The sequence below is a fragment of the Curtobacterium sp. MCLR17_036 genome (assembly GCF_003234445.2).
Taxonomy (GTDB): domain Bacteria; phylum Actinomycetota; class Actinomycetes; order Actinomycetales; family Microbacteriaceae; genus Curtobacterium.
Map to the genome: position 1 here is coordinate 2,735,652 of NZ_CP126269.1, position 26,310 is coordinate 2,761,961.

Here is a 26,310-nt window from a genome sequence, read left to right on the forward strand (position 1 = left end):
TCCCACCCGTCACAGCAGCGCGGCCACCTGCGCCATGCGGACGGCGAAGAACACCGACGCCACGAGCCCGAGGATGATCGCGGCGAGTGAGACCCCGAAGCCGGTGATCCGCTGACCGGTGAGCTGGCCGGCACGGGCCAGGCCGATCGCGCCGAAGACGAGGCCGAGGATCCCGGGGATCGCGAACACGTTCACGATGAAGGCGAGGAGCGCGAGGACGAGGCCGGCGTAGCCGTACGGGTTGATCGCCCGGGTCGCGCGGTCCTTCGCGATCCGGGCCTTGCGCCCGGTGAGGACCGGTGCGGCCGCAGCGATCGGGACGGACCGGTACGCGGACGGTGCCGGCGGCCGCGGTGCCTGCTCCCACACGGGCGCGGGGGTCCAGGCCGCGGCGGGTACGGTCACCACCGGGGTCGGCGGCGGGACCGGGACGACCGGCGCGGGCGCCTGGGCACCCCAGCGGGTGCCGTCCCACCACCGCGTGCGCTGCGGGTCCTGCGGGTCCGGGTACCACCCGGCGATCGGCAGCGTCACTGTGCTCCCCCTCCGTTGCCGTCGACGACACTACGGGGGCGACCGGTCGGCGCACACGCCCCCGTGGTGGTGCCACGACGCGCGGCCCCGGCCGTGGTCCGGGCGACCGGGGCGGCTCGCTCAGCGGTCGAACAGGCCGCCGAGGAAGTCGTTGCCGAGATCCGACGCCTGCTCACCGAACCCGCCGAGGAGCTGCTCGCCCTCGCCGGCGACCCCCTCGAACGCGCCACCGAGGTCCGCGGCACCGAGGTCGCCGAGGCCGGACGCGATGCCGTCGAAGTCGACGCCGAGGTCGGCGGCCTGGGCCAGCACCGGCCCCGCTGCGGCGCTCAGCACGGCACCGCCCGCGACGGCGGCGCCGAGGCCACCGAGCGCCATCGCCCCGGCGCCGACCGCCGCGCCGCCGACGAACGCACCCCCGCGGCCGCCGCGGCCTCCCCCGGTCGCCCCGCCACCGAGGACACGACGGACCAGTCCCGGCCGGGCGACCTCGCCGCGGGTCATCGCCCGGGCCATGCCACCGGCGGAGTCGTCACGCAGGTGCTCGTGCGGCGGGAGCTCGGAGTTCAGGCGGTCCCGGATCTGCTGCCGCTGCGCGGGGGTCAGCCGCGCGAAGGCGTCGTGGTGGACCTGTTCGAGCTGCTCCGGCGGGGCGGTGCGGAGCAGGTAGTCGTACTTGGCGATCGCGACGGCGTCCGGGTCGGCCGGCCCACGCTGCGGCTGTGCGACCGGCTGCTGCCCGTACCGCTGCTGCCCGTACCGCTGCTGCCCGTACTGCTGCTGCCCGTACTGCTGCTGCCCGTGCTGCTGCTGTCCGAGCGGGTCCGCCGGTCGCTGCGCCTGCCGGTCGCGCTCGTCGCCGGTCAGCCGGTCTGCGGCGCTCCGGACGACGTCGCGCCAGTCGGTGCCCCCACGCCCCGAGCCGGCCGCGGGTGCGCCGTGCCCGCCGTTCCCGCGCTTCTGCAGCTGCTTGTCGATGACCTTGCCGGCCATGCCGATGATGCGGTTGAGGTTCGCCATGCACCGACCTTTGCGTTCGCACATGTGAACGCTCAGCAACGCCCCGGTGGATCAGCCCGGCAAGCCATCCGAAGCGCCTGTGAGCAGCAGCGGCCCGCCGGACTCAGGCCAGGACACGCGCCAGGTAGGCGTTGCGGAAGCGTCCCGTCGGGTCGAGGTCGCGCGCGACCGCCGCGAAGTCCGACAGGCGGGGGTAGGCCGCGTGCAGCCGTTCCGGGTCCATCGCGGCGACCTTGCCCCAGTGCGGCCGCGGGTCGAAGGGCGCGAGCACGTCCTCGATCCGCTCGACCGCTGCCGCCACCGCGTCGGCGTCCCGGCGGAAGGTGAAGTGCAACCCGACCGACTGCCGGCCGGACGACGGTGCGAGCCAGGCGGTGTCGGGCGCGATGGTGCGGACCTCCGCCGCGATGAGGATCGGCTCGAACACCGACCGCAGCGGCCGGAGCGCCTGCAGCGCCGCGACCGCCGAGCCCGCGGGCACCAGGTACTCCGCCTGGATCTCCGCCCCCGTCGACGGTGTGAACGAGGACCGGAAGTGCGGCAGGCGCTCGGACCACGGGCCGGGCACGCCGCCCTGTTCGGTGACGCCCGCCGGGTCGTTCTCGCCCGGGTGCACCGGGCCGTCGGCCGGGCGCGCACCGAGGGCGACGAGGTCGACCGTCGGCGCGGTCTCGCCCAGGCGGTGCTTCACCCAGACCTGCCGGGCGCCGCGGTCGTCGAACGAGGTGAACAGCGACACCGAGTAGCCGTCGGCGACGACGGCGTCGAAGTGCTCGAGCACCGCGTCCCACGGCAGGTCGAGGGAGACGGTCGTGGCGATGTGGAACGTCGGTTCGATCGCGAGCTCGACCGCGGTGACGACACCGAGCGCGCCGAGCGCCACACGGTGCACGTCGAGGGCGTCGTCCGGGGTCGCGGCGTCCACCCGTGCGAGCGAGCCGTCGGCGCGGACGACGTCGAGGCCGACCACCGCCTGCGCGAGGGACGGGTTCCGGGTGCCGGAGCCGTGCGTTCCCGTGGCGACGGCCCCGGCCGTGGAGATGTGCGGCAGGGAGGCGAGGTTCCCGAGTGCCCAGCCACGGGCCTCCAGACCGGCAGCCACCTGGCTGTGCGTCGAACCGGCGGCCACACGCACGACCCGGCGGTCGGTGTCGATCTCGAACAGCGGCGGCAGGTCGCCGAGCGTGACCTGGACGGCGTCGGTGTCGGCGATGGTGCTGAACGAGTGCCGCGACCCGAGCGCCGTCAGGCGCGGGGTCGTCGCGACGAGCTGCTGGAGCTCGTCGACCGTGCTCGGCCGGGCCAGCGCCGACGCCCGGTAGACGACGTTGCCGGCCCAGTTCGTGCGCGCCGCCACGGTCTAGAACCCCCGGTCGAGCCGGTGCCACGTCTGCTGCAGGCGCAGCTCGTCGCGGAACCCGCGGGCGGTGGTGTGCTCGTCGATGACCAGGAACTCGGTGCCGACCATGGTCGCCAGGTCCTCGACGACCTGCAGGCCGACGGCGGTCGTCATGACGGTGTGGTGGGCGGCGCCGGCGGTGAGCCAGGCCTCGGCGGCGACCGGGAACGAGGGGCGGGGCTCCCAGACGGCGCGGCCGACGGGCAGGTTCGGCAGGGCCGCGGTCGGCGGCACCACGTCGACGACGTTCGCGGTGAGGCGGAAGCCGTCGCGGGTGTCGGACAGCGCGACGACGACGGCCTCGCCCGCGTCGGCAGTGAAGACCAGGCGCACCGGGTCGTCCTTGCCGCCGATGCCGAGCGGGTGGATCTCGAGCGTCGGCTTCGTGGTGGTGAGCGTCGGCGACACCTCGAGCATGTGCGCACCGAGGATCTTCTCGGCGCCCGGGGTGAGGTCGTAGGTGTAGTCCTCCATCAGGGAGGCACCACCGGGCAGGCCGGCACCGGCGACGTTCATCGCGCGGACCAGCACCGCCGTCTTCCAGTCGCCCTCGGCGCCGAAGCCGTAGCCGTCGGCCATCAGGCGCTGCACGGCCAGGCCCGGCAGCTGCTTGAGCGTGCCGAGGTCCTCGAAGTTCGTGGTGAAGGCAGCCGAGCCGTTCTGCGCGAGCAGGGTGCGGAGGCCGATCTCGATCGCGGCGCCGTCGCGGAGCGCCTGGCGACGGGTGCCGCCGTCCTGCAGCTCGGGTACCAGATCGTAGGACTCGTCGTACGACGCCACGAGTGCATCGACCGCCGCAGTGTCCGCCGCTGCGGCGTCCACCGCCGCTGCCAGCTCGTTCACCGCCCAGGTGTTGACCTGCACGCCGAGCTCGATCTCGGCCTCGGTCTTGTCGCCCTCGGTGACGGCGACGTAGCGCATGTTGTCGCCGAAGCGGGTGAGCTTGAGCGCACGGACCGCGGCCGCACCGGCTGCGGCGCGTGTCCAGTTCTCCACCCGCGAGACGACCCGCGGGTCGGAGACGTGCCCGACGGCCGTGGCGTGCCGGACGCCGAGGCGGGCGAGGGCGTAGCCGAACTCGCGGTCGCCGTGCGCGGCCTGGTTGAGGTTCATGAAGTCGAAGTCGATGTCCGCCCACGGCAGCGTGACGTTCGCCTGCGTGTGCAGGTGCAGCAGCGGCTTCGTGAGGGCCTGCAGCCCGCCGATCCACATCTTCGCCGGGCTGAACGTGTGCATCCAGGTCGTGACGCCGATGACCTTGTCGTCGGCGCTCGCCTCGATGAGCGCCCGGCGGATGCCGTCGGCGTCCTTCAGGACGGGCTTCCAGACGAGCTTGACCGGCAGGTGCCCGGCGAGCTCCGCGTGGACCGCCTTGCTCTGCTCCTCGACCTGGCGCAGGGTCTCCTCGCCGTACAGCCCCTGGGAGCCGGTGAGGAACCAGACCTCGTAGCCCGCCAACGTCTCGGCGGGGTCGACGACGTGCGTCGGGGTGTCCTGCGTCATCGCAGCGCTCCTTCGGGGTTCTGTCCGTAGACGTTCTGGTAGCGATCGAAGAGTCGATCGATGTTCTCCTGGTCGATGGGCACGACCTCGCCGCCCTGCTTGGCGATGTGGACCGTCCGCGCGACGTCCTCGCACATCACGGCGGCCTTCACGGCGTCCTTCGCGTCGCGACCGATCGTAAAAACGCCGTGGTTCTGCATGAGCACCGCGCGGCTGCGGTGCCCGCTCAGCGTGTCGACGATGCCGCGGCCGATCGAGTCGTCGCCGATGATCGCGAACGGGCCGACCGGGATCGGGCCGCCGAACTCGTCCGCCATCGCGGTGATGACGCACGGGATCTCCTCGGCGCGGGCGGCCCAGGCCGTCGCGTACGTCGAGTGGGTGTGCACGACACCGCCGACCTCGGGCATGTTCCGGTACACGTGGGCGTGCGCGGCGGTGTCGCTGGACGGTCCGTGCTCGTTGCCCCAGCCCTCGGCCGGCACCCCGTCGAGGGTGCAGACGACCTGGTTCTCCGGCGTGAGGTCGTCGCTCGACACCCCGCTCGGCTTGATGACGAACAGGTCGGTGCCGGGCACGCGTTCGGACACGTTGCCGCCGGTCCAGATCACCAGGCCGTAGCGCACGAGCTCGCCGTGCAGGCGGGCGACGCGTTCGCGGGCCTCGGCGACGGCCCGTCGGGTGGTCGCATCGGTCGTGTCGGTGTCGGTCATCGGGTCACTTCCTGCTCTGCCGGGAGGCGCGGGTCGGCGCCGTCGGTCTGCTCGGCCGGGCGCGTGGTCGCGCTGGTGCGGGTCGCCGCCGCTGCGACGTCCTGCACGGGCAGCGCGGCCCGGTAGCGGCCCAGGTAGGTCTGGAAGCCGTTGACGTCGGTGGGGTCCGGCTCGGCGACGTGCACGGCGTCACCGCCGAAGACGGTGTCCGACAGGTAGTCGGCGAGCTGCTGGTCGGTGTGCTCGAGGTAGGCGGCGAGGACGGCGATGCCCCACGCGCCGCCCTCGCCGGCGGTCTCCTCGAGGGCGACCGGCACGCGGAGTGCCGCGGCGAGCAACCGCTGCGGGGTGCCCGGCGTGCGGAACAGCCCGCCGTGCGCGGTCATCCGGTCGACCCGGACGTGCTCGCCGTGCAGCACTTCCATCCCGATCGCCAGCGTCGCGAAGGCGCCGTGCACCTCGGAGCGCACGAGGTTGCCGAGGGTGAACCGGGCGCCGGGGGTGCGCAGCAGCAGGGGGCGGCCGTCCTCGACGTGCGTGACGGGTTCGCCGGCCAGGTAGTTGAACGACAGCAGGCCACCGGCGTCCGGGTCGGCGTGCTCCGCCTCGGCCAGCAGGGTGGCGTAGACGGTGTCGAGGTCCGGCGCCGTGGTGCCGGACCGCTCGCCCGCGGCCTCGGCGAAGCGACCGAAGACCCGCGCCCATGCCGCGATCTCGCTCGCACCGTTGTTGCAGTGCACCATCGCGACGGCGTCGCCCGACGGCGTCGTGACGACGTCGAGCTCCTCGTGCGGCGTGCTGAGCGGCTGTTCGAGCACGACCATCGCGAAGATGCTCGTGCCGACGCTGACGTTGCCGGTCCGGGGCGCGACGGCGTTCGTGGCGACCATGCCGGTACCGGCGTCGCCCTCCGGCGGGCAGAGCGGCACGCCGGCCCGGAGCGTCCCGGTCGGGTCGAGCCAGGCGGCACCCTCGGGCGTGAGCGCGCCCGCGTCCTCGCCGGCGACGAGGACCTCGGGCAGCAGCGCGCGCAGGTCGGGCACCCGGTCGCCGAGCAGCTCCTGCGTCGTGGCGAGCATCGCGGCGTCCCAGTCGCGGGCTCCGGGCTCCCCCGGGCCGCTGTCGACGGGGCCGCCCTCGATCGGGAACACGCCGGACGCGTCGCCGACCCCGAGCACGTTCCGCCCGGTCAGACGGCGGTGCACGTAGCCGGCGAGCGTCGTGACGCCGGCGATCGACGGCACGTGCGGCTCGTCGTCGAGGACCGCCTGGTACAGGTGCGCGATCGACCACCGGAGCGGGACGTTGAAGGACAGCGCCTCGCTCAGCCGCTCGGCGGCCGGGCCGGTCGAGGTGTTGCGCCAGGTGCGGAACGGCACGAGCAGCTCGCCGTCGCCGTCGAACGCCAGGTAGCCGTGCATCATCGCGCTCACCCCGACGGCACGGAAGGTGGTCGGGCGGACGCCGTACTGCGCCTCGACGTCCGCGACGAGGGCGGCGTACGCGGCGCGGAGGCCGGTCTCGACGGCCTCCAGCGAGTACGTCCAGCGGCCGTCGACGAACGCGTTCTCCCACTCGTGGGACCCGGCGGCGATCGGCACGAGGTCCTCGTCGACGAGGCACGCCTTGATGCGGGTGGAGCCGAGCTCGATTCCCAACGTCGTCCGGCCGTGCTCGACCTGGTGTCGACGGTCGTCGCCCATGCGTTCCTCCCAGAACCTCGTCGTTCTCCGTGAGCGCTCACATCCTGGCACGTGAGCGCTCACCCGTGCAACGCCCGGCGCGCCGCGAAGCCGCCAGTTGTACTCGTCCGCCCGCCTCCCCAGCGGTCGGAACGCCCCGCTCAGTTCCGCCGACCGGTCACGGATCGTCGTCCGGCGCATCCGCAGCCGACCGTTCCCGACCACTCGACGCCTCATCCACGGCAGGTCGTGACCGCTCGACGGATGAGCGTGACGACGTCGTGCGACCGCCGGGCGCCCGCACCCGCGCAGGTCCGACCACTCGACAGCCCACACCGCGCGAGTCGGGACCACCCGACAGCCCACGGCCGGGCGAGTCCCGATCCGCCGTACCACGACAGGCTCGACGACCGCGCACGTGCCGGTCACGACAAACCGCTGGCTCGCCGTCGAGCGGTCACGACGGGTCGACTCAGTACGCGCCGAGCGACGAGTCGTGACCGCTCGGCAGCGGGTGACGGGGTGTCGTGACCGGTAGGGAGGGACCGCCGACACCGACACCGGCACCGGGCCGCGCGCTACGCGACGACGGTGCTCTCGCGGATGACGAGGGACGGGGTCACGGACGCCGGCGAGGCCGTCCCGCCGTCGATCAGGGCGAGCAGGGCCTGGCCGGCGACGCGACCGAGCTCCTCGAGCCGCAGGTCCACGGTGGTCAGCGGTGGGCGCGACGCCAGGGCCATCACGTCCCAGTCGTCGAAGCCGGTGACCGCGACGTCGCCCGGCACGGACCGCCCGAGCTCCCGGAGCCGATCGCACACGCCCCGCGCGATCTGGTCGCTGCCGCACACGATCGCGTCGACGTCGGGCGACTGCCGTGCGAGCACGTCCACGGCCTGTCGCCCCCACCGCTCCGACCACTCGCCGAACAGCGGCTCGGTGACCAGGTGCGACCCGAGCGCCACCGACGCACCCTCGACCCGGCGGACCGCGGACCGCGCGCGCAGCGGCCCGGTGACGACGGCGACCCGCGAGCGCCCGAGCGACAGCACGTGCGACGCCACCGCCGACGAGCCGGCCGCGTCGTCGAGCGTGACCGACACGTCGGCGGCGTCGGTCGACGGCGTGAACGCGTAGACGACGGGGATCGGCACGTCGATGGGCGGTCGGGCGTCGGCGGAGCGGCCGGTCACGATGATGCCGTCGACACCGCGGGCCGCCAGGGAGCGCAGGTAGTGGGCCTCGCGCACGTGGTCGTCGCGGGTGTCGCAGAGCAGCACGGCCATCTGCCCGGCGGACAGGGCGTCCTCGGCACCGAGCAGCACCGGGATCGAGAACCGGCCGAACGAGTCCGTGGTGATCATGCCGACCGTGTAGGTCCGGCCGGAGGACAGCGCACGGGCCCGGGCGTCCCCGAGGAAGCCGAGCGCGTCTGCCGCGTCCCGCACCCGCTGCCGGGTGGACTCCCGCAGCTGCCCGGTGCCGTTCAGGGCCTTGGACGCGGTGCCGATCGAGACCCCGGCGAGCGCCGCGACGTCGGTGATCCGGACGGGCCGCACGGGGCGCTCCACGGTCACGGCAAACCCCTTTCCGGCGGTCGGGTGGTGACCACGATCATACGGAACCCCCAGGCACGGGCCCTTGCGCGCCTCCTGCTGCGTGTCGTACCGTCGGCAGCAGAAAGCGTTTTCCGGCGCTGCGCCGGCACCGTCCGGCTCCGGCGCCGCTCGTCACATCGCAAGGAGGCGACATGACCACCACGCTCGCGACCGACCGCCGTGCGCGCACCGCGACCCCGGTCCTGCCGACCGCCGACGCACGGGTCGTGCTCCGCCCGCTGCCCGCCGGCGACGCCCGGATCACCGGCGGCTTCTGGGCGCTCCGCCAGGAGCGCAACGGCCGCGACGCGGTGCGGAGCGGTCACCGACAGCTCGAGGCGGCCGGCAACTTCCGCAACCTGCGCATCGCCGCGGGGCTCGAGCAGGGCGAGGCCGTCGGCCCGGTGTTCATGGACTCCGACGTGACGAAGTGGCTCGAGGCCGTCGCGTGGGAGTACGGCCGCGCTCCCGCCGACGACCTGCTCGAACTGCAGCGCGAGGTCACCTCGCTGTACGCGCAGGCGCAGGCCGAGGACGGCTACGTCGACTCCGTGCAGCAGGTGCGGAGCGGCGGCGAGCGGTACACCGACCTCAAGTGGAGCCACGAGCTGTACTGCGCCGGTCACCTGTACCAGGCGGCCGTGGCCCAGCACCGCGCGACGGGCGACACCGCGTTGCTCGAGGTCGCGATCAAGAACGCCGACCACCTGGTGCGCACGTTCGGCGACGGCGCCGCACCGGACGGCACGCCGAAGACCCGCGACGTCGACGGGCACCCCGTCGTCGAGATGGGCCTGGTCGAGCTGTACCGCGAGACCGGCACCCGCGACTACCTCGACCTGGCGCACTGGTTCGTCGACGCCCGCGGGCACGGCATCATCGAGCGCGCCGGCGGCGAGCCGACGTACTTCTCGGACCGGGTGCCGGTGCGGCAGGCCACGACCGTCGAGGGCCACGCGGTCCGTGCCGTGTACCTGGCGGCGGGCGCGGTCGACGTCGCGGTGGAGACCGGTGACACCGAGCTCCTCGCCGCGAGCGAGCGCCAGTTCGCCGACATGACCGCGACGAAGGCGTTCATCACCGGCGGCCTCGGGGCGCGCTGGGACTGGGAGGCGTTCGGCGACCCGTACGAGCTGCCGACGGACCGCGGCTACGCGGAGACCTGCGCCGCGATCGGCGGGGTCCAGTGGGCCTGGCGGCTGCTGCTCGCCACCGGCAAGCCCGTGTACGCCGACGCGATCGAGCGCCTGCTGTACAACGCGTTCCTCGCCGGGGTGAGCCTGGCCGGCACCGAGTACTTCTACGTCAACCCGCTGCAGCAGCGGGACCACGCGCACCGGGACGAGAACCGCTCCCCCGCGCACGGGCGCCGCGGCTGGTTCGACTGCGCCTGCTGCCCGCCGAACATCATGCGCACCTTCGCGAGCCTCGACGGCTCGCTGGCGACCGTGACCGACGGTGGCCTGCAGGTCCACCAGTACGCCACCGCCGACCTCGGTCCGGTGCGCGTCGAGACCGGCTACCCGCACGACGGCCGCGTCCGCGTGACGGTCACCGAGGACGGCCCGCTCGCCCTGGGCCTGCGGATCCCCGCCTGGTCCGACACCACGACCGTGACGGGTCCGGACGGCCGGGACCACCCCGCCGCGGGCACGCTGCACGTGGTCGAGCGCACGTGGACAGCGGGCGACACCGTCGAGCTCGTCTTCGACACGACCCCGCACCGCTGGGTCGCCGACGCCCGCATCGACGCCGCCCGTGGGCAGGTCGCGATCGAGCGCGGCCCGCTCGTCTACGCCGTCGAGCAGGCGGACCAGCAGGGCTTCACCGTCGACGACCTGACGGTCGACGCGGACGCGCCGATCACCGAGGAGCACCGCGACGACCTGCTCGACGGCGTCGTCACGCTGCGCGTGCCGGGGTCCGCCCCGGCCGCACACGAGCAGTCCGCGTGGCCGTACCGACGGCTGGACCGACCAGGAGGCGCGGCGCACCCCACCGACACGACCGGCGTCGACGACGTGGCCGGCTCGGATGCCGGTGCGACGGCGGTGACGGCGGTCGCCGTGCCGTACTACGCCTGGGCCAACCGCGGCGCGCTGCCGATGCGGGTCTGGCTGCCGCTCGCGCGGTAGTCCGGTCAGGCGCTCCGGCGCACCACGAGCTCGGGCGCGAGCAGCGTCTCGTCGCGCGGCTCGCCCTCGATCAGTGACCGGACGCTCTCGAGCACCCGCTCGCCCATCGCCCGGAAGTCCTGCCGCACGGTGGTGAGCGGCGGCGTGAAGTGGGCCGCCTCGGGGATGTCGTCGAACCCGACGACGGCGATGTCGTCGGGCACGCGCAGGCCCTCGTCGGCGAAGGCGTGCAGCACGCCGAGCGCCATCTGGTCGTTGCCGGCGAACACCGCGTCGACGGTGTGGACGTCGATGTGCCGCGCGGCCTCGAAGCCGCTGGCGGGGGTCCAGTCCCCCTCGAGCACGACCGGCTCGAGACCGGCGTCCGCCATGATCCGCAGGTAGGACGCGCGGCGCACCTCGGACTCCTGGGACACGTGCGGTCCGGCGATGTGCACGATGCGTCGGTGGCCGCGGTCGAACAGGTGCTGCATGACGAGCGCGGTGCCCGCCGCCTGGTCGATGGCGACCGCGGCGACGCTCGGTGCCGACGGCGCACGGGCGGCGTCGCGCTGCACGGCGTTCGCGACGACGACGGGAACGGTGACCGGCACGGTGAGCGAGGCGAGTGCGTCGAGCACGCGGTTGTCCGCGGCGACGAGGACGATCGCGGCGACGTCCTGCGCGAGCAGCGTCGTGAGCGCGCCGGACAGGTCGACGGGGCGCGGGTCCTCGGGCAGGGTCGAGAGCAGCACGTGGTACCCGGCGGACCGGGCCGCCCGCTCGAAACCGATCGAGGTGCTCGACGGCCCGTACAGGGCGTCGCCCGCGGTGATGATGCCGAGCGCGCGGCTGCGGCCCCCGGCGAGCGCCCGGGCCGCGGCGCGGGGACGGTAGCCGAGCGCACTCACGGCGTCGGTGACCCGCGACCGGAACTGCTCCCGCACGGTGGGGTCGCCGTTGATCACCCGGGACACCGTCTGGTGCGAGACGCCGGCGCGTTCGGCCACGTCGAAGATCGTCGGCGCCTTGCGGGCCTTGCCCCCACGGGCCGGAGTCGTCGTCACGTGCACACCGTACCGCTCGGTCCGCGCGGCGCGGCAAGGTCGCGAAACGGTCACGATGAGTTGACACCCCGTCACGGAACCCACAAGATGTGAGCGCTCACACGAGCATCACCCCGGTGGAGCGCACGTGCTCCGCCACCCGAGCGCGTCGATGACGACGTGAGAGGAACAGGTACTTCGATGAAGAAGCGCAGGATCGTCGCGGGGATCGCGGCCCTCGGCATCGCGTTCTCCCTGGCAGCATGCTCGGCCGGCGGCCGAGCAGCGACCGGAGACGGCGGTGACAGCGGCGACGCCAACAAGGGCGCCCTCGTCGGCGTCGCGATGCCGACCAAGGTCTCCGAACGCTGGATCAAGGACGGCGACGCCGTCAAGAGCGACCTCGAGAAGGCCGGCTACAAGGTCGACCTCGAGTACGCGGACAACAAGATCCCGCAGCAGGTGCAGCAGGTCAGCAACATGATCACGAAGGGCGCGAAGGTGCTCATCGTCGCGTCGATCGACGGCGGTTCGCTGTCCGACCAGCTCGACGCCGCCGCCAAGGCCGGCATCAAGGTCATCTCGTACGACCGTCTGCTCACCGGCAACAAGAACGTCGACTACTACGTGTCGTTCGACAACGAGAAGGTCGGCGTCGACCAGGCGAACAGCCTGCTCACCGGCCTCGGCCTGCTCGACGAGCAGGGCGAGAAGACCGACGAGAAGGGTCCGTTCAACATCGAGGTGTTCGCCGGCTCGCCCGACGACAACAACGCCACGTTCTTCTTCAACGGCGCGATGAAGACCCTCAAGCCGTACATCGAGGACGGCACGATCACGATCGGCTCCGGCCAGGACGGCTTCACCCAGGCCGCCACGCAGCAGTGGGACCCGGCGACCGCCAAGGCCCGCATGCAGAACCTCGTCGCGAAGTCGTACTCGGGCGGCACGAAGCTCGACGGCGTGCTCTCGCCGTACGACGGCATGTCGATCGGCATCATCTCCGCGCTGCAGGGCGCGGGCTACGGCACCAGCAGCCGTCCGCTCCCGACCATCACGGGCCAGGACGCCGAGGCCGCCAGCGTGAAGTCGATCATCAAGGGTCAGCAGTACTCGACGATCTACAAGGACACCCGCCAGCTCGCCGAGAAGTCGGCGTCGATGGCCGAGGACCTGCTCGCCGGCAAGAAGCCGGAGGTGAACGACACGAAGACGTACGACAACAAGGTCAAGGTCGTCCCCACCTTCCTCTTCCAGCCGACGGTCGTCACGAAGGACAACTACCAGAAGGTCCTCGTCGACTCGGGTTACTACACCGACGCCGACCTCAAGTAGGACGCAACCCACCTGTCGGACGGGAGGCGCGGGTCGACTCCGCCCCGCGCCTCCCGTCCGTCCCCACCTGCGCGCCACGAGCGCGCACTACGGAAGGCGGTCGACGTGACGGACACCATCCTCGAGATGCGTGACATCACCAAGACGTTCCCCGGCGTCAAGGCGCTCCAGGGGGTCTCCATCGAGGTCGAGCGTGGCCAGGTCCACGCGATCTGCGGGGAGAACGGCGCCGGCAAGTCGACGCTCATGAAGGTGCTGTCGGGTGTCTACCCGGCCGGCTCCTTCGACGGCGAGATCCTGCTCGACGGCGAACCCGTCCGGTTCTCGGACATCAACGACTCCGAGGCGGCCGGCGTCGTCATCATCCACCAGGAGCTCGCGCTCAGCCCGTTCCTGTCGATCGCCGAGAACATCTTCCTCGGCAACGAGCGGTCGACCGGCGGCTTCATCGACTGGAACAAGACGAACCTGGCCGCCGCCGAGCTCCTGCAGCGCGTCGGGCTCAAGGACAACCCGGTCACGAAGATCGTGGACATCGGCGTCGGCAAGCAGCAGCTCGTCGAGATCGCCAAGGCGCTCTCGAAGGACGTGAAGCTCCTCATCCTCGACGAGCCGACCGCCGCCCTGAACGACGACGACTCCGCGCACCTGCTCGAGCTCATCCGCTCGCTGCAGGCCGAGGGCATGACGGCGATCATCATCAGCCACAAGCTCAACGAGATCAAGGCGATCGCGGACAAGGTCACGATCATCCGCGACGGCAAGACCATCGAGACGCTCGACATGCACGCCGACGACGTCTCCGAGGACCGCATCATCCGCGGCATGGTCGGCCGCGACCTGTCGAACCGGTACCCCGAGCGCGAGCACCCCGTCATCGGCGAGGAGCTGCTGCGGATCGAGGACTGGACCGTCCACCACCCGCTCGACGGCTCGCGCGAGATCATCCACCAGGCGAACCTGACGGTCCGTGCCGGTGAGGTCGTCGGCATCGCGGGGCTGATGGGCGCCGGGCGCACCGAGCTCGCGATGAGCGTGTTCGGGCAGTCGTACGGCACCGGGATCAGCGGCACCGTCTACAAGCGGGGCGTCCCGATCAAGACGCACACCGTGACCCAGGCGATCGACAACGGCATCGCCTACGTCACCGAGGACCGCAAGCGCTACGGCCTCAACCTGATCGACGACATCAAGCGGAACATCTCCGGGTCGGCGCTCGGCAAGCTCGCCGAGTGGGGGTTCGTGAACGCGTCCCGCGAGACGACCGTCGCCGGGGAGTTCCTCAAGAGCCTCAACATCAAGGCGCCGAACGTCGACGTCCTCACCGGCAAGCTCTCCGGCGGCAACCAGCAGAAGGTCGTCCTGTCGAAGTGGATGTACGCCGACCCCGACGTGCTCATCCTCGACGAGCCGACCCGCGGCATCGACGTCGGTGCGAAGTACGAGATCTACACGATCATCAACCAGCTCGCCGACCAGGGGAAGGCGGTCATCGTGATCTCCTCCGAACTCCCCGAACTGCTCGGCATCTGCGACCGCATCTACACGCTCTCCGAGGGCACCATCACCGCTGATGTGCCCCGCTCCGAGGCCACACCCGAGGTCCTCATGCAGTACATGACCCAGGAACGGGAGACCCCTGTCAATGAACGCGCTTAAGTCCGCCGCCGGCTACCTCACCGGGCAGCTCCGACAGATCGGCCTGTTCATCGCGCTGATCGTCATCGTCATCTTCTTCCAGGTGACGACGGAGGGCATCACGCTGGCACCGATCAACGTCACGAACCTGGTCGTCCAGAACAGCTACATCCTCATCCTCGCCATCGGCATGGTGATGGTCATCATCGCCGGCCACATCGACCTGTCCGTCGGCTCGGTCGTCGCCTTCACCGGTGCCATGGCGGGCGTCATGATCACGCAGTGGGGTCTGCCCTGGCCCGTCGCCGTGGTCCTCTGCCTGGTCCTCGGTGCCCTCGTCGGCGCGTGGCAGGGCTTCTGGATCGCGTACTTCGGGATCCCGGCCTTCATCGTGACCCTGGCGGGCATGCTGGCCTTCCGCGGTGCGGCGCAGATCGCCCTGCAGAACCAGCAGATCTCGCCGTTCCCGGACGGGTTCCGCTCGCTCGGCTCGGGCTTCCTGCCCTCGTTCGGCACGTCCGGGTACGAGCCGCTCACGATGATCCTCGGCATCGCCGCGGCGGCGATCATGGTCGGGGTGGCGTTCCGCGGCCGTGCGACCCGGCGCAAGTACCAGCTCGAGGCCGAGCCGTTCCTGTGGTTCATCATCAAGCTCGCGTTCGGCGTCGCCCTCGTCATCTACGTCGCGCTGCTGCTCGCCAGTTACAACGGCACGCCGATCGTGCTCGTCATCCTCGGCCTGCTCGTCGTCGTGTACTCGGTGATCATGCGGAGCGCGGTCTTCGGCCGCCACATCTACGCGATCGGCGGCAACGCGCTCGCCGCGCAGCTGTCCGGCGTCAAGACGAAGCGCGTCACGTTCCTGCTCTTCGTGAACATGGGCGTCATCTCGGCCCTGGCCGGCGTGGTCTTCACCGGCCAGCTCAACCTGGCCTCGCCGAGCGCGGGCAACGGGTTCGAGCTCGACGCCATCGCCGCGGTGTTCATCGGTGGCGCGGCCGTCACGGGCGGCATCGGCACCGTGCCGGGCGCGATCATCGGTGGCCTCATCATCGGCATCCTGAACAACGGCATGTCGATCCTCGGCGTCGGCACTGAGTTCCAGTCCCTCATCAAGGGCCTGGTGCTGCTCGCCGCCGTCGCGTTCGACGTCTTCAACAAGCGCCGGGCGGCGTCCGCGCGCAAGTAGGGCGCGCGCCCGCGTTCGCGCGTTCGCGCGTTCGCGCGTTCGCTTGGTGAGCAGAAACGGTCGGGTCCTCGATGTGGACCCGACCGTTTCTGCTCACGATCTCGACAGGACCGCCCACCCCCGGGCCGGGAGGCGCAGGGTCCCGTCCCCGAGATCGGCACCGCCCGCCTCGACCCGCGTCGCGTCGGCCGCGGGCAGGTCGACGGGGTCGTCCGACAGGTTCAGGGCGGTCACCACGGCCGCGTCCGCCGTCGCGGTGCACAGGACCACGGCCGTGTTCGTCAGGTGGACGACGTCGGTGTGTGCCCGGTGCAGCCAGGGGTTCCGCCGCCGCAGGGCGATGAGGGCCTCGTACACGTGGGCCAGTTCCGTCGGTGCCGGCGGCTCGGCCGGGAACTCGGGACGGACCGCGTCGTCGCCGCCCTCGCGTTCCTCCTTGACGCCGGTCCAGCCGTACTCGTCGCCGGCGTAGACCACGGGGGTCCCCGCCACGGTGAACAGCACGGCGGCGGCGTGGCCGGCGAACGGCTCCCCGACCGCGCTCGCGATGCGGGTGACGTCGTGGTTGCCGACGAAGGTCGTCGGGGCGAAGGTGGCGAGCAGGGCGTCGTGCCGCTCGATCGCGTGCGCGAGTTCGTGGCCGTTCCGGTCGGCGATGCCGTGCCAGATGCCCTGCCACAGCTCGTACTGCGTCAGCGAGTCCATCGTCGAGTCGCGGGCGATCGCCGCGGCGTCGCCGTGGATCACCTCACCGCTGAACCACGCGTCGGGGAACCGCTCGCGCACCCGCGGCAGCACCCGTGCCCAGAAGGACGGCGGCACCGCGTAGGCCGCGTCGAGCCGCCACCCGTCGATCCCCCGCTCGAGCCAGTGCGTCATGATCTGCACCACGAGGTCCTCGGTCGCCCGGCTGTCGTGGTCGAGCGCCACGAGGATGTCGTGTCCCTCGAACAGTCCGACCGGCACCGGCTGCCCCGGCGCCCACCCCGTCCAGTCGATCGCGAACAGGTCGGCCGTCTCGGCGTCGGGGCCGTGCTCCTCGAGCGCCCGGAACGCCGGGTGCTCGCGGCCGACGTGGTTGAAGACGCCGTCGAGCACGACCCGGATCCCCCGCTCGTGCGCGGCGGCCACCAGGCGGTCGAGGTCGTCGTCGTCACCGAGGCGCGGGTCGACGCGGAAGTGGTCCACGGTGTCGTAGCCGTGCGTCGAACTCGCGAACACCGGTCCGAGCAGCAGGCCGTTCAGGCCGAGGTCCACGACGTGGTCGAGCCACGGCTCGATGCGACCGAGGCGGTGCTCGACCGGGCGGTCCTCGACGGCGGACCCCGGTCGGACGTCGGCGCCGACGAACCCGAGCGGGTAGACGTGCCACCACATGACGTGCTCGACCCACGCGGGTTCGGGGTGACGGGTGGGTGCGGTGTCGGTGCTCACCGGTCCGATGCTGCCAGCCGGACCTGCGCCGGGTGCGCTCGTGCTGGGAACGGACAGGAGCAGCAGGACGAGGATGAGGTCATGGGACGCGCGATCAGGACGGAAGCGGACGCCGCGGCGAACGAGGCGGAGCACGCCGAGCGCACGTGCGCGTCGTGCGGGCGGACGATGCCCTCGTCGGCGGCGCCGGAAGCGCGGTACTGCTCCGCAGCGTGCCGGAAGCACGGAGTCGACGCCACCGACCGGGCCCTCGAACAACGCATCGACGAGCTGCTCGCCGCGCGCGCACGGACCTCGAGCATCTGCCCGTCCGAGGTCGCCCGGTCGCTCGACCCCGACGACTGGCGGCCGCTGATGGAACCCGCTCGCCGCGCCGCCCGTCGCATGGTGGCCCGCGGCGAGGTCGAGATCACGCAGGGCGGCTCCGTGGTCGACCCGTCGACGGCGAAGGGGCCGATCCGCATCCGTCGCCCGCGCTGAGGGAACACGTGTCGTCCATCGTCGGTTGCATGCAGGGATGACTGCAACCGGATCGACCGAACCGACCCCTGTCCAGCCCCGAGCCCTCGTCGTGGGAGCGAGCGGCATCACCGGCTCCGCCCTGGTGAGCCACCTGCTCGACGACGGCTGGGAGGTCACGGCGCTGTCCCGCCGGCCGATCGGCCGCGACGGCGTCCGGACCGTCGCCGCTGACCTCCGCGACCCCGAGAGCCTGTCCGCCGCGCTGGCGGACGAGCGACCCACCCACGTGTTCTTCACGGCGTGGCAGCGCCAGGACACCGAGGCCGAGAACATCCGCGTGAACGGCGGGATGGTCCGCGACCTCCTGGCAGCGCTGGCGCACGCACCGTTGGCGCACGTCGCGCTCGTCACCGGGTTGAAGCACTACCTCGGCCCGTTCGAGGCGTACGCAGCGGGTGAGATGCCCGACACGCCCTTCCACGAGGAGGAGCCGCGCCTCGACACCCCGAACTTCTACTACGCGCAAGAGGACGAGCTCTTCGCCGCCGCCGAGCGCCAGGGCTTCACCTGGTCCGTGCACCGCTCGCACACCGTCATCGGGCACGCCGTCGGCAACGCCATGAACATGGGCCTGACGATCGCCGTGCAGGCGACCCTGGCGAAGGAACTCGGGCTCGACTTCGTGTTCCCGGGCAGCGAGGCGCAGTGGAACGGCCTGACCGACATGACCGACGCCGGCATCCTCGCCGAGCACATGGTGTGGGCGTCGACCTCGCCAGAGGGCGCCGACGAGCCGTTCAACATCGTGAACGGTGACGTCTTCCGCTGGCGCTGGATGTGGCCGCGCCTGGCGGCACACCTCGGCGTCGACCCGGCGCGCGTCGTCGGGTACCAGGACGCGCCCCGCCCGCTCGAGGTCCAGATGGCCCCGTACGAGGCCGAGTGGGCCGGCATCGCCGAGCGGCACGGCCTGGTCGAATCGGACATCACCAGGCTCGCGTCGTGGTGGCACACCGACGCCGACCTCGGTCGGGCGATGGAGGTCGTCACGGACATGGGCAAGAGCCGGGCTGCCGGCTTCACGGCGTTCCGTCGGACCGAGCAGGCCTTCGCGGACCTGTTCGCCCGGTACCGCGAGGACCGTCTCATCCCCTGATCAGCAGCATGTCCCGTGCGTCGATGTACCCCGTGGTGGCGCCGCGGGGTACACGGACCTCGGGTTCCTCCGTGAGCCGCGGGTGAGGGCGTGGTTCAGTCGGGGACAGACGCGCCGGGGACCCTCGGCGGGACCCGGACGAAAGGAGCGATCATGTCGCTCGGAGACAAGGCCAAGGACGTCACGCAGAAGGTCGCCGGCAAGGCCGAAGAGGCCGTCGGCAAGCACACCGACGACGCGGAGCTCAAGCACCAGGGCCAGAAGGACCAGGTCATGGGCGAGGGACGCCTCGACAAGGAGAAGGCGAAGGACGCCCTCGACGGCAAGTAGGTCGACCTGCAGGAACGGCCCCGACGCGACACTCGCGCCGGGGCCGTTCCGCGTCGGGGGGACGCGCCAGGGGTGTGCAGCGTCAGAACGCGTACCGGATGCGGCAGGACGGCAGGTGCTCGGCGACGAGCTCGCGGAAGCGCTCGACGAGCTGCCCCTTCATACCGGACCGGTAGCGCACGTTCACCGCACCGTTCTGCGACACCTTCTGCTCCTGCAGGTCCGGGCGCCACAGCAGGTCCTCTGCCTTCGGGTGCCAGCCGAGGTTGACCTCGTGCAGGGGCTGGTTGTGCGTCAGGAAGATCACCTCGGCCGCGAGCTGCGCCTTCGCCGCCGGGGACAGCACGTCGTCCACCTGGCACAGCAGCTCGGCCCAGTCGGACTCCCACGTCGGCGTCAGGATGACCGGTGAGAAGTTGAGGTGGACCTCGTACCCGGCGTCGACGAAGTCGTTGACGGCGGCGATCCGCTCGGCGATCGGGCTCGTGCGGATGTCGGTGACCTTCGCCGTCTCGTGCGGCATGAGCGAGAACCGGATGCGCGTGCGCCCCATCGGGTCCCAGTCGAGCAGGTCGCGGTTGACGTACTTCGTCGCGAACGACGCCTTCGCCGTCGGGGTCATCCGGAACAGGTCGCAGAGGTCGCGCACGTTGTCGCTGATCATCGCATCGACCGAGCAGTCGCTGTTCTCCCCGATGTCGTAGACCCACGACTCCGGGTCGCACTGGTTCGGCTCGGTCTTCGGCCCCTGCTTCGCGACGTTCCGGGCGACGTGCTTCGTGATCTGATCGATGTTCGCGAACACGGTGACCGGGTTGCTGTAGCCCTTGCGCCGCGGCACGTAGCAGTAGGCACAGGCCATCGCGCAGCCGTTCGCCGTGGACGGGGCGATGAAGTCGGCCGAGCGCCCGTTCGGCCGGGTGACGAGCGACTTCTTCACCCCGAGCACGAGGGCCTCGGTCTTGATCCGCACCCAGCGCTGCACGTTTCGCTCGTCGCCGTGCACCTCGGGGATGTTCCAGTGCGACTCGACCGGCACCACCTCGGCGTCCGGCCACTGCCCGACGACCTCCTGCCCGCGCTGCAGGTCGAGGGCGGCGGGTTCGGCGTAGATGCGACGGATGTCGAGCATCGGGCGGACGCGTGCGTTGCTCATCGACACCTGTCTACCGGGGACCACCGACGGTGCAGACTCGGGGCATGACCGCCGAACCCGACGACCACTTCTTCGTCGTGGACGGTCGGCGCTGGCGCCGGACCGACCCGGCCCTGCCCGAGGACCTCGCCGCCGCGCTCCGCTCCCACCTGGGGCGCGGGCGGAACGCCGTGAAGACCGCGAAGCGTGCGGGCGACGACGACGCCCTGGCGGCGGCCCGTCACCGGAACGGGCTCGCGAAGCACGGGCTCGGCGAGCGCGGCCCCGAGTGGTGGACGCGCCCCGAGGCCGACCGGATCGCGGACGCCGAGCGGGCGGTGGCCGAGCTCGACGCCCTCGACTCCGCCTGATCCTTCCCATGACGCCCGCAGTGGGAAGCGGAATCGCGCGTACATGGTCGGAAGTTCCGACCATGTACGCGCGATTCGACCAGGTACGCGCGATTCTGCCCCGCGCGGCCCCGCGCCGGCGCCCGGCGCCGGCGCCCGGCGCGGCCGCTACGCCTCGGTGTGGCCGAGGTCGGGCTCGGGCAGCAGGCACGCGGTGCGGGAGGCGGCGGCGTGCAGCTCGAACACGACGAGCTCGTTCCGGCCCTGGCGCAGGACCGGGCCGGGGATCGCGAGGGTCTGCTGCGGCCCGCGCGACCAGTACCGGCCGAGGCAGAACCCGTTGACCCAGGCAACTCCCTTGCGGAAGCCGTCCAGCGACAGGTAGCGGTCGTCCACGCCGTCGAGGTCGAACGACCCCGCTGCGAACGTCGGACCGGCGAGCACGTCGCCCCCGGTCGGGGCGGTCTCCGCCAGTGCCGCGAGCGCGGCGGGTGCGATCGGGTCGAGGGCGAGCGGCGCAGCGGTCCAGCGTGCCAGCGGGTGGCCGTCGACGGCCACTCCCCCGACGAGGCCCTTCGGCTCGCCGATGCGCGGGCCGTAGTCGACGCGGCCCTGGTCCTCGACGAGCAGTTCGAGCGTGCCGGTGACCGGCGGCAGGACGATCGCGCGGTCGTGGTGCTCCCGCTCCAGCACGCCGACGACCACACCGTCGACGGAGACGACCGCACGGTCGCGTACCTCGGTGCCGACGGTGAGCACGCCGCCGGTGGGCAGGTCCACCTCGGCCCGGTACACGACGAAGCCGCTCGCGGCACCGAGCGCGTCGAAGGTCGGCGGCTCGTCGTGCGCGGACCACGACGCGAGCGCGGGCAGCAGGGAACGCAGCGATGCGACGCGGTCCAGTCGGACGGCGAGGTCGGTAGCGGGGGCGACCCGGGCCTCCACACCGGTGCCGTCAGCCGCGCCGGCCGCGAGCCGGCCGGACCCACCCGGCTCCATCCACGCCGGCAGCGGCGGCACGGGCGCGTAGCGCTCGATCACCGAGCGGAACGCGTGGAACTTCTCCGTCGGACGGCCTGCTTCGTCGAGCGGCGCGTCGTAGTCGTACGACGTCGCGATCGGGCGGTAGACGCCCTTGTCGTTCGCGCCGTTCGTGAAGCCGAAGTTCGTGCCGCCGTGGAACATGTAGATGTTCACCGATCCCCCGGCGGCGAGCAGGTCGTCGAGGTCCGACGCCGAGGCAGCCGCAGGGGTGGTGTGGTGGTGCTCGCCCCAGCTGTCGAACCAGCCGTCCCAGAACTCCGAGCACATGAGCGGACCGGTCGGCTGCGCCTGGCGCAGGCGTGCCAGGCGTTCCACGGAACGCGACCCGAAGGAACCGGTCTTGTGCAGCGAGGGCAGGGAGCCGTCCTCGAGCATGGTGCCCATCGGCTGGTCGACGCTCGTGAAGGGGACGGTGAGCCCGATCGACCGGTGCATCTGCTCGAGCTTCGACAGGTAGACGGGGTCGGACCCGTAGGCGCCGTACTCGTTCTCGACCTGCACGAGGACGATCGGGCCGCCGTGGTCGATCTGCCGGGGCACGAGCACGGGGGCCAGGTGCTGCAGGTACCTGTCGACGGCCGCCAGGAAGCCGGGCTCGTCGCGGCGGACCCCGACGGTGCCGTCCGCGAAGAGCCAGTACGGCAGGCCGCCGTTCGACCACTCGGCGCAGATGTAGGGCCCGGGGCGCACGATGGCGTGCATGCCCTCGGCGGCGACCAGGTCGAGGAAGCGGCCGAGGTCGAGCCCGCCGCTCAGGTCGAAGACGTCGGGCGCCGGTGCGTGCGCGTTCCAGGCGACGTACGTCTCGATGGTGTTGAGGCCCATCAGCTTGGCCTTGCGGATCCGGTCGACCCACAGGTCGGGGTGGACGCGGAAGTAGTGGATCGCACCGGACAGGATCCGGTGCGGCTCGCCGTCGAGCAGGAAGTCGGTGTCGCCGATGGCGAAGCGCATGGTGTGACCTTCTCGTTGCCGGCCGGGGCCGGGCGTGGAGCGGGGCCGTGCGGAGGTGTCCGCACGGCCCCGCGGGAGTACCGGGAACTACTTCGTCGAGACCGTGAAGCCCTGGTCCTCGCCGTACTTCGCGAGGGCCTTCTGCCAGGCCTCGAGGCCGGCGTCGAGCGAGGTGCCGTTCTGGTACGCCTGGCCGACGGTGTCGGCGTAGACGCTGTTCGCGTACACCTGGTACGGCAGGTAGGTGAAGTCGTTGTCCGAGGACTTCGACGCGTCGACGAGCACCTTGTTGATCTGCTGGCCGCCGAAGTACTCCGGCTTCTCGTCGAGGAACGCGGTCGAGTCGAGGTCGGCGGTGGTCGACGGGAAGCCGCCGGACTCCATGAAGACCTTCGTCGACTCCTTCGACGAGTTGAGCCACTTGAGGAAGCCCGCGGCCAGGGCCGGGTTCTTCGACTGCTTCATGACGACCTGGGCGCTGCCGCCGTTGTTCGCGGTCTGGGCGGTGCCGCCGTCGTAGGTCGGCATCGGGGCGACGCGCCAGTCACCCGAGGCCTGGGCGACTCCGGACTCCAGGTTGCCGGGCATCCACGCGCCGGTGATCATCGTGGCGATCTCGCCGTTGCCGAGCTGCTTGTACCAGTCGTCGGTCCAGCCGACGGTCTGCGAGAGCAGGCCCTGCTCGACGAGCTCGTTCCAGGTGCTCGTCCACTTCTTCGAGCCCTCGTCCTGCAGGTTGATCGTGACCTTGTCGCCGTCGGTGGTGAACGGGGTGCCGCCGGCCTGGGCGATCATGCTCGTGGTGAAGCCGGCGTCGCCGGAGTCCGCCGCGATGTAGGCGTTCGGGTCGGCCTCGTGGAGCTTCTTCGCCGCGGTGACGTACTCGTCCCACGTCTTCGGCACGGCGAGGTCGTACTTGTCGAAGACCTTCTTGTTGTAGAACAGCGCCATGGGGCCGGAGTCCTGCGGCAGGCCGTAGACCTTGTCGTCGACCGTGACCGAGCTCCAGGTGCTCTTGGCGAAGTCCTTCTCGAGCGAGTCGAACCCGTACGGCTTGAGGTCGAGCAGCGACTCGGACAGGGCGAACTGCGGCAGGGCGTAGTACTCGACCTGGGCGACGTCGGGGGCACCCGAGCCGGCCTTGATCGTGTTCTGCAGCTTCGTGTACTGGTCGGCGCCGGTGCCGGCGTTGACGAGCTTGACCTTCACCTTGGGGTACTGGTCCTCGAAGGCCGCGACCTGGGCCTTCGCCGACGGGGTCCACGACCAGTAGGTCAGGGTGCCGCCGTCTTTCAGGGCCTTGTCGATGTCGTCGGCCGAACCGCCGGCGGACGACCCGCCGGAGGCGCACGCGGACAGGGCGATGGCGGCGGTGACGCCGATGGCGAGGGCGCTGAGCCCGCGCCGGAGACGCTTGTTCATGGGGTGCCTTTCACTTCTTCGTGGAGAGGGGGTGGAGCTGCTGTGTGCCGGGTCGGGAGTCGCGTGGCGGGGTCGCCCCGGGCCTCCCGTCCGACGGATCAGGCCTTGACGGAGCCGGCCGCGAGGCCGGACTGCCAGAAGCGCTGGAGGAACAGGAACGCGACCACGATCGGGATGATCGTGAGGAGCGATCCCGTGACGACGAGGTTGTAGATCGGCTGCGCACCGGAGCCGGTGGCCTGCGCGTTCCACTGGTTCAGACCGACCGTCAGCGGGTACCACTTCGGGTCGCTCAGCATGATGAGCGGCAGGAAGTAGTTGTTCCAGGTGGCGACGACCGCGAACAGCAGGACGGTGACGACACCGGGCGCGAGCAGCCGGAGCGCGATGGTGAAGAAGATCCGGAACTCGCCGGCGCCGTCCATGCGGGCGGCCTCGAGCAGTTCGGCGGGGATCGCGTCGACCGCGTAGGTCCAGATCAGGTACATGCCGAACGGGCTGATGAGCGAGGGCAGGATGATAGCCCACGGGGTGTTGGTCAGGCCGACCTGCGAGAACAGCAGGAACGTCGGGACCGCCAGGGCCGTGCCGGGGACCGCGATGGCACCGAGGACGACGGCGAAGACCGCGCGGCGACCGGGGAACTGGAACTTCGCCATGCCGTAGCCGGCGACGGTGGCGAGCAGGGTGGCCCCGCCCGCGCCGACCACGACGTAGAGCAGCGTGTTGCCGAACCACTGCAGGAAGATGCCGTCGTTGTACGTCAGCGTGTCGACGATGTTCTGCCACAGGTTGAAGTCCCCGCCGAACCACAGGCCGAACGTCGAGAGCAGCGACGCCTGCGTCTTCGTGCTGTTCACGAGCAGGTAGAACAGCGGTGCGAACGAGTACACGACGAAGACGACCATGACCGCGGTCAGCAGGCCGGAACGCTTCGGCTTGCGTCCGTCGACGTGCTGCTCGGCCTTTCGGGAGGCGCGGATCGAGCGGGTGCGCGGCGCACGTTGCGTCGTGGTCGCCTCGGTCACCGTGGCCGCTGCGGGCCCGCCGGGGTGCTGGATGGTGCTCATCGGTTCTCCTCGCGGGTGCCGCGGACCTGGACGACGTAGGCGATCACCGCGGTGATCACGCCCATCACGATCGCGACCGTGGCGGAGTAGTTGAACTGCTGACCGCTGAAGGACAGCGAGTAGGCGTACATGTTCGGGGTGAAGGCACTGCCGATGACGTTCGGGGCGAGCGTCTTGAGCAGGTTCGGCTCGTTGAAGAGCTGGAAGCTGCCGATGATCGAGAAGATCGTGGCGATGACCATCGGGCCGCGGAGCGCCGGGAGCTTGATCGAGAACACCGTGCGCAGCGGACCGGCGCCGTCGAGCTCGGCCGCTTCGTACAGCTCGCCGGGGACGGTGCGGAGGGCCGCGTAGAAGATGAGCATGTTGTAGCCGAGGAACTCCCACGTGACGACGTTGCCGATCGACGTGAGGACCCAGCTCGGGCTGAACGGCTGCAGCAGGTCGATGCCGAGCGCGTCGTTCGCCGCGCCGGTGAGACCGAACTGGTTGCCGTAGATGAAGCCCCAGATGAGGGCCGCGACGACACCGGGGACGGCGTAGGGCAGGAAGACCGCGATCCGGAAGAACGACGTGCCCCAGAGCCGCGCGCTGTCGAGCGCCAGGGCGGCGACGAGCGCGAGGCCGAGCATGATCGGCACCTGGACGACCAGGAAGATCGCGACCCGCCCGAAGCCGGACCAGAACTTGGCGTCCTGGAACAGCTGCACGTAGTTGGCGAACCAGACGAACTGGTTGCCGCCGATGAGCTGGTCGCGGAACAGGCTGAGCCAGAGCGCGTAGCCGATCGGGACGATGAGCATGGCCACGAGGACCACGACGAAGGGGCCGACGAAGAGCCAGCCGGTGTACCGCCCCCGGGGCTTCGGGCGGCGAGCGGACGGCCGCGGGGCGGAGGCCGCCTCGGCCGGGCGCGCTGCGAGCGTGCTCATGTGACTCCCTTGTCTGCTGCGTTCGGGTCCCGACCGGTCGAGCAGATGTGCCGCGACGGTGTCGGCGGCATCGGGGTACTGCTGGTCCGATGCCGGAGTCGTCGATGTTGACGTCAACATCGAACGGCTGAACCGTAGCATGGCAACGTCAACATGCACTAGCGTTCGATCATCCCGGTCGTGTCCGCGGCGGGTGCCCCGACGGAGGAAGACGCGTTGACCACCGAGCTGACCAGCCCGCGACGCGCAC

General features: G+C 71.3%; 22 protein-coding genes. 8 read left to right on the plus strand and 14 right to left on the minus strand.

All coding sequences use genetic code 11. From position 1 onward, the window contains the following. Positions 1–9: 9 nt before the first annotated feature. From DEI99_RS12860 to DEI99_RS12890, 7 genes are all read right to left on the minus strand, one after another. Positions 10–534, minus strand: coding sequence for a DUF2510 domain-containing protein (locus DEI99_RS12860; RefSeq protein ID WP_111041491.1), 525 nt, complete (start codon positions 532–534; stop codon positions 10–12). A 120-nt stretch (positions 535–654) separates the two neighbouring features. Further along, positions 655–1,554: a cation-transporting ATPase gene (locus DEI99_RS12865; protein WP_111041490.1), complete on the minus strand. Its 900-nt coding sequence runs from the start codon at positions 1,552–1,554 to the stop codon at positions 655–657. Between the two features lie 103 nt (positions 1,555–1,657). After that, on the minus strand, positions 1,658–2,911 hold the full coding sequence (locus DEI99_RS12870) for a D-arabinono-1,4-lactone oxidase (RefSeq protein WP_111041489.1): 1,254 nt from the start codon (positions 2,909–2,911) through the stop codon (positions 1,658–1,660). Between the two features lie 3 nt (positions 2,912–2,914). Then, on the minus strand, positions 2,915–4,456 hold the full coding sequence (araA, locus tag DEI99_RS12875) for an L-arabinose isomerase (RefSeq protein WP_111041488.1): 1,542 nt from the start codon (positions 4,454–4,456) through the stop codon (positions 2,915–2,917). Beyond that, positions 4,453–5,169 carry an L-ribulose-5-phosphate 4-epimerase gene (locus DEI99_RS12880; RefSeq protein WP_111041487.1) on the minus strand — a complete coding sequence of 239 codons (717 nt, stop codon included), beginning with the start codon at positions 5,167–5,169 and terminating at the stop codon, positions 4,453–4,455. Before DEI99_RS12880 ends, araA begins: the two co-directional genes overlap by 4 nt. Then, positions 5,166–6,872, minus strand: a complete 1,707-nt coding sequence (locus tag DEI99_RS12885) for a xylulokinase (protein ID WP_111041486.1) — start codon at positions 6,870–6,872, stop codon at positions 5,166–5,168. Before DEI99_RS12885 ends, DEI99_RS12880 begins: the two co-directional genes overlap by 4 nt. Positions 6,873–7,429: 557 nt before the next feature. Beyond that, the gene (locus DEI99_RS12890) at positions 7,430–8,428 is read right to left on the minus strand and encodes a LacI family DNA-binding transcriptional regulator (protein ID WP_111041485.1); all 999 of its coding nucleotides are present in this window, start codon (positions 8,426–8,428) and stop codon (positions 7,430–7,432) included. Positions 8,429–8,601: 173 nt separating this feature from the next. Here DEI99_RS12890 and DEI99_RS12895 point away from each other — a divergent pair, with 173 nt between their 5' ends. Continuing rightward, on the plus strand, positions 8,602–10,584 hold the full coding sequence (locus DEI99_RS12895) for a glycoside hydrolase family 127 protein (RefSeq protein WP_111041484.1): 1,983 nt from the start codon (positions 8,602–8,604) through the stop codon (positions 10,582–10,584). A gap of 5 nt (positions 10,585–10,589) precedes the next feature. Here DEI99_RS12895 and DEI99_RS12900 read toward each other — a convergent pair whose 3' ends face one another. Further along, complete coding sequence (locus DEI99_RS12900; protein ID WP_181434412.1) at positions 10,590–11,630, minus strand: LacI family DNA-binding transcriptional regulator; 1,041 nt, start codon at positions 11,628–11,630, stop codon at positions 10,590–10,592. Positions 11,631–11,810: 180 nt separating this feature from the next. On the opposite strand from DEI99_RS12900, the gene chvE reads away from it, so the two are divergent. The 3 genes from chvE (at position 11,811) to mmsB (ending at position 15,771) form a co-directional block, all read left to right on the plus strand. Further along, positions 11,811–12,944, plus strand: coding sequence for a multiple monosaccharide ABC transporter substrate-binding protein (chvE, locus tag DEI99_RS12905; protein WP_111041482.1), 1,134 nt, complete (start codon positions 11,811–11,813; stop codon positions 12,942–12,944). Between the two features lie 105 nt (positions 12,945–13,049). Continuing rightward, positions 13,050–14,603, plus strand: coding sequence for a multiple monosaccharide ABC transporter ATP-binding protein (mmsA, locus tag DEI99_RS12910; protein WP_111041481.1), 1,554 nt, complete (start codon positions 13,050–13,052; stop codon positions 14,601–14,603). Next, positions 14,590–15,771, plus strand: coding sequence for a multiple monosaccharide ABC transporter permease (mmsB, locus tag DEI99_RS12915; RefSeq protein ID WP_111041480.1), 1,182 nt, complete (start codon positions 14,590–14,592; stop codon positions 15,769–15,771). Before mmsA ends, mmsB begins: the two co-directional genes overlap by 14 nt. A 93-nt stretch (positions 15,772–15,864) precedes the next feature. On the opposite strand, the gene DEI99_RS12920 is transcribed toward mmsB, so the two are convergent. Beyond that, positions 15,865–17,205 (minus strand): alpha-amylase family glycosyl hydrolase, encoded by a 1,341-nt coding sequence (locus tag DEI99_RS12920; protein ID WP_111041479.1) that lies wholly within the window; start codon positions 17,203–17,205, stop codon positions 15,865–15,867. A gap of 81 nt (positions 17,206–17,286) precedes the next feature. Between DEI99_RS12920 and DEI99_RS12925 the strand changes: the two genes are divergently transcribed. The 3 genes from DEI99_RS12925 to DEI99_RS12935 all read left to right on the plus strand — a co-directional run bounded on the left by DEI99_RS12925 (position 17,287) and on the right by DEI99_RS12935 (position 19,153). Next, the gene (locus tag DEI99_RS12925; protein WP_111041478.1) at positions 17,287–17,685 is read left to right on the plus strand and encodes a DUF3253 domain-containing protein; all 399 of its coding nucleotides are present in this window, start codon (positions 17,287–17,289) and stop codon (positions 17,683–17,685) included. Positions 17,686–17,722: 37 nt separating this feature from the next. Continuing rightward, on the plus strand, positions 17,723–18,823 hold the full coding sequence (locus DEI99_RS12930; RefSeq protein ID WP_111041477.1) for an SDR family oxidoreductase: 1,101 nt from the start codon (positions 17,723–17,725) through the stop codon (positions 18,821–18,823). A 153-nt stretch (positions 18,824–18,976) separates the two neighbouring features. Further along, entirely contained in the window at positions 18,977–19,153 is a 177-nt protein-coding gene (locus tag DEI99_RS12935; protein ID WP_111041476.1) for a CsbD family protein, read from the plus strand. A gap of 82 nt (positions 19,154–19,235) precedes the next feature. On the opposite strand, the gene DEI99_RS12940 is transcribed toward DEI99_RS12935, so the two are convergent. Continuing rightward, complete coding sequence (locus DEI99_RS12940) at positions 19,236–20,309, minus strand: spore photoproduct lyase family protein (protein ID WP_258369333.1); 1,074 nt, start codon at positions 20,307–20,309, stop codon at positions 19,236–19,238. Positions 20,310–20,353: 44 nt separating this feature from the next. Here DEI99_RS12940 and DEI99_RS12945 point away from each other — a divergent pair, with 44 nt between their 5' ends. Beyond that, entirely contained in the window at positions 20,354–20,659 is a 306-nt protein-coding gene (locus DEI99_RS12945; protein ID WP_111041475.1) for a biopolymer transporter Tol, read from the plus strand. 147 nt (positions 20,660–20,806) lie between these two features. Here DEI99_RS12945 and DEI99_RS12950 read toward each other — a convergent pair whose 3' ends face one another. The 4 genes from DEI99_RS12950 to DEI99_RS12965 all read right to left on the minus strand — a co-directional run bounded on the left by DEI99_RS12950 (position 20,807) and on the right by DEI99_RS12965 (position 26,060). Next, entirely contained in the window at positions 20,807–22,636 is a 1,830-nt protein-coding gene (locus tag DEI99_RS12950; RefSeq protein ID WP_111041474.1) for a glycoside hydrolase family 35 protein, read from the minus strand. Positions 22,637–22,723: 87 nt separating this feature from the next. Continuing rightward, positions 22,724–24,058, minus strand: coding sequence for an ABC transporter substrate-binding protein (locus tag DEI99_RS12955; protein WP_111041473.1), 1,335 nt, complete (start codon positions 24,056–24,058; stop codon positions 22,724–22,726). Positions 24,059–24,156: 98 nt separating this feature from the next. Then, complete coding sequence (locus DEI99_RS12960) at positions 24,157–25,128, minus strand: carbohydrate ABC transporter permease (protein WP_220037137.1); 972 nt, start codon at positions 25,126–25,128, stop codon at positions 24,157–24,159. After that, positions 25,125–26,060 (minus strand): carbohydrate ABC transporter permease, encoded by a 936-nt coding sequence (locus DEI99_RS12965; RefSeq protein WP_111041472.1) that lies wholly within the window; start codon positions 26,058–26,060, stop codon positions 25,125–25,127. Before DEI99_RS12965 ends, DEI99_RS12960 begins: the two co-directional genes overlap by 4 nt. Positions 26,061–26,310: the final 250 nt, after the last annotated feature.

Excerpts from the sequence above, each read along its gene's own strand:
- DEI99_RS12885 (WP_111041486.1), bottom strand. The coding sequence starts at position 6,872 with ATGGGCGACGACCGTCGACACCAGGTCGAGCACGGCCGGACGACGTTG.
- DEI99_RS12880 (WP_111041487.1), bottom strand. The coding sequence starts at position 5,169 with ATGACCGACACCGACACGACCGATGCGACCACCCGACGGGCCGTCGCC.
- mmsB (WP_111041480.1), top strand. The coding sequence starts at position 14,590 with ATGAACGCGCTTAAGTCCGCCGCCGGCTACCTCACCGGGCAGCTCCGA.
- DEI99_RS12960 (WP_220037137.1), bottom strand. The coding sequence starts at position 25,128 with ATGAGCACCATCCAGCACCCCGGCGGGCCCGCAGCGGCCACGGTGACC.
- araA (WP_111041488.1), bottom strand. The coding sequence starts at position 4,456 with ATGACGCAGGACACCCCGACGCACGTCGTCGACCCCGCCGAGACGTTG.
- chvE (WP_111041482.1), top strand. The coding sequence starts at position 11,811 with ATGAAGAAGCGCAGGATCGTCGCGGGGATCGCGGCCCTCGGCATCGCG.
- DEI99_RS12865 (WP_111041490.1), bottom strand. The coding sequence starts at position 1,554 with ATGGCGAACCTCAACCGCATCATCGGCATGGCCGGCAAGGTCATCGAC.
- DEI99_RS12950 (WP_111041474.1), bottom strand. The coding sequence starts at position 22,636 with ATGCGCTTCGCCATCGGCGACACCGACTTCCTGCTCGACGGCGAGCCG.
- DEI99_RS12930 (WP_111041477.1), top strand. The coding sequence starts at position 17,723 with ATGACTGCAACCGGATCGACCGAACCGACCCCTGTCCAGCCCCGAGCC.
- DEI99_RS12955 (WP_111041473.1), bottom strand. The coding sequence starts at position 24,058 with ATGAACAAGCGTCTCCGGCGCGGGCTCAGCGCCCTCGCCATCGGCGTC.
- DEI99_RS12945 (WP_111041475.1), top strand. The coding sequence starts at position 20,354 with ATGACCGCCGAACCCGACGACCACTTCTTCGTCGTGGACGGTCGGCGC.
- DEI99_RS12935 (WP_111041476.1), top strand. The coding sequence starts at position 18,977 with ATGTCGCTCGGAGACAAGGCCAAGGACGTCACGCAGAAGGTCGCCGGC.
- DEI99_RS12925 (WP_111041478.1), top strand. The coding sequence starts at position 17,287 with ATGGGACGCGCGATCAGGACGGAAGCGGACGCCGCGGCGAACGAGGCG.
- DEI99_RS12940 (WP_258369333.1), bottom strand. The coding sequence starts at position 20,309 with ATGAGCAACGCACGCGTCCGCCCGATGCTCGACATCCGTCGCATCTAC.
- DEI99_RS12965 (WP_111041472.1), bottom strand. The coding sequence starts at position 26,060 with ATGAGCACGCTCGCAGCGCGCCCGGCCGAGGCGGCCTCCGCCCCGCGG.
- DEI99_RS12895 (WP_111041484.1), top strand. The coding sequence starts at position 8,602 with ATGACCACCACGCTCGCGACCGACCGCCGTGCGCGCACCGCGACCCCG.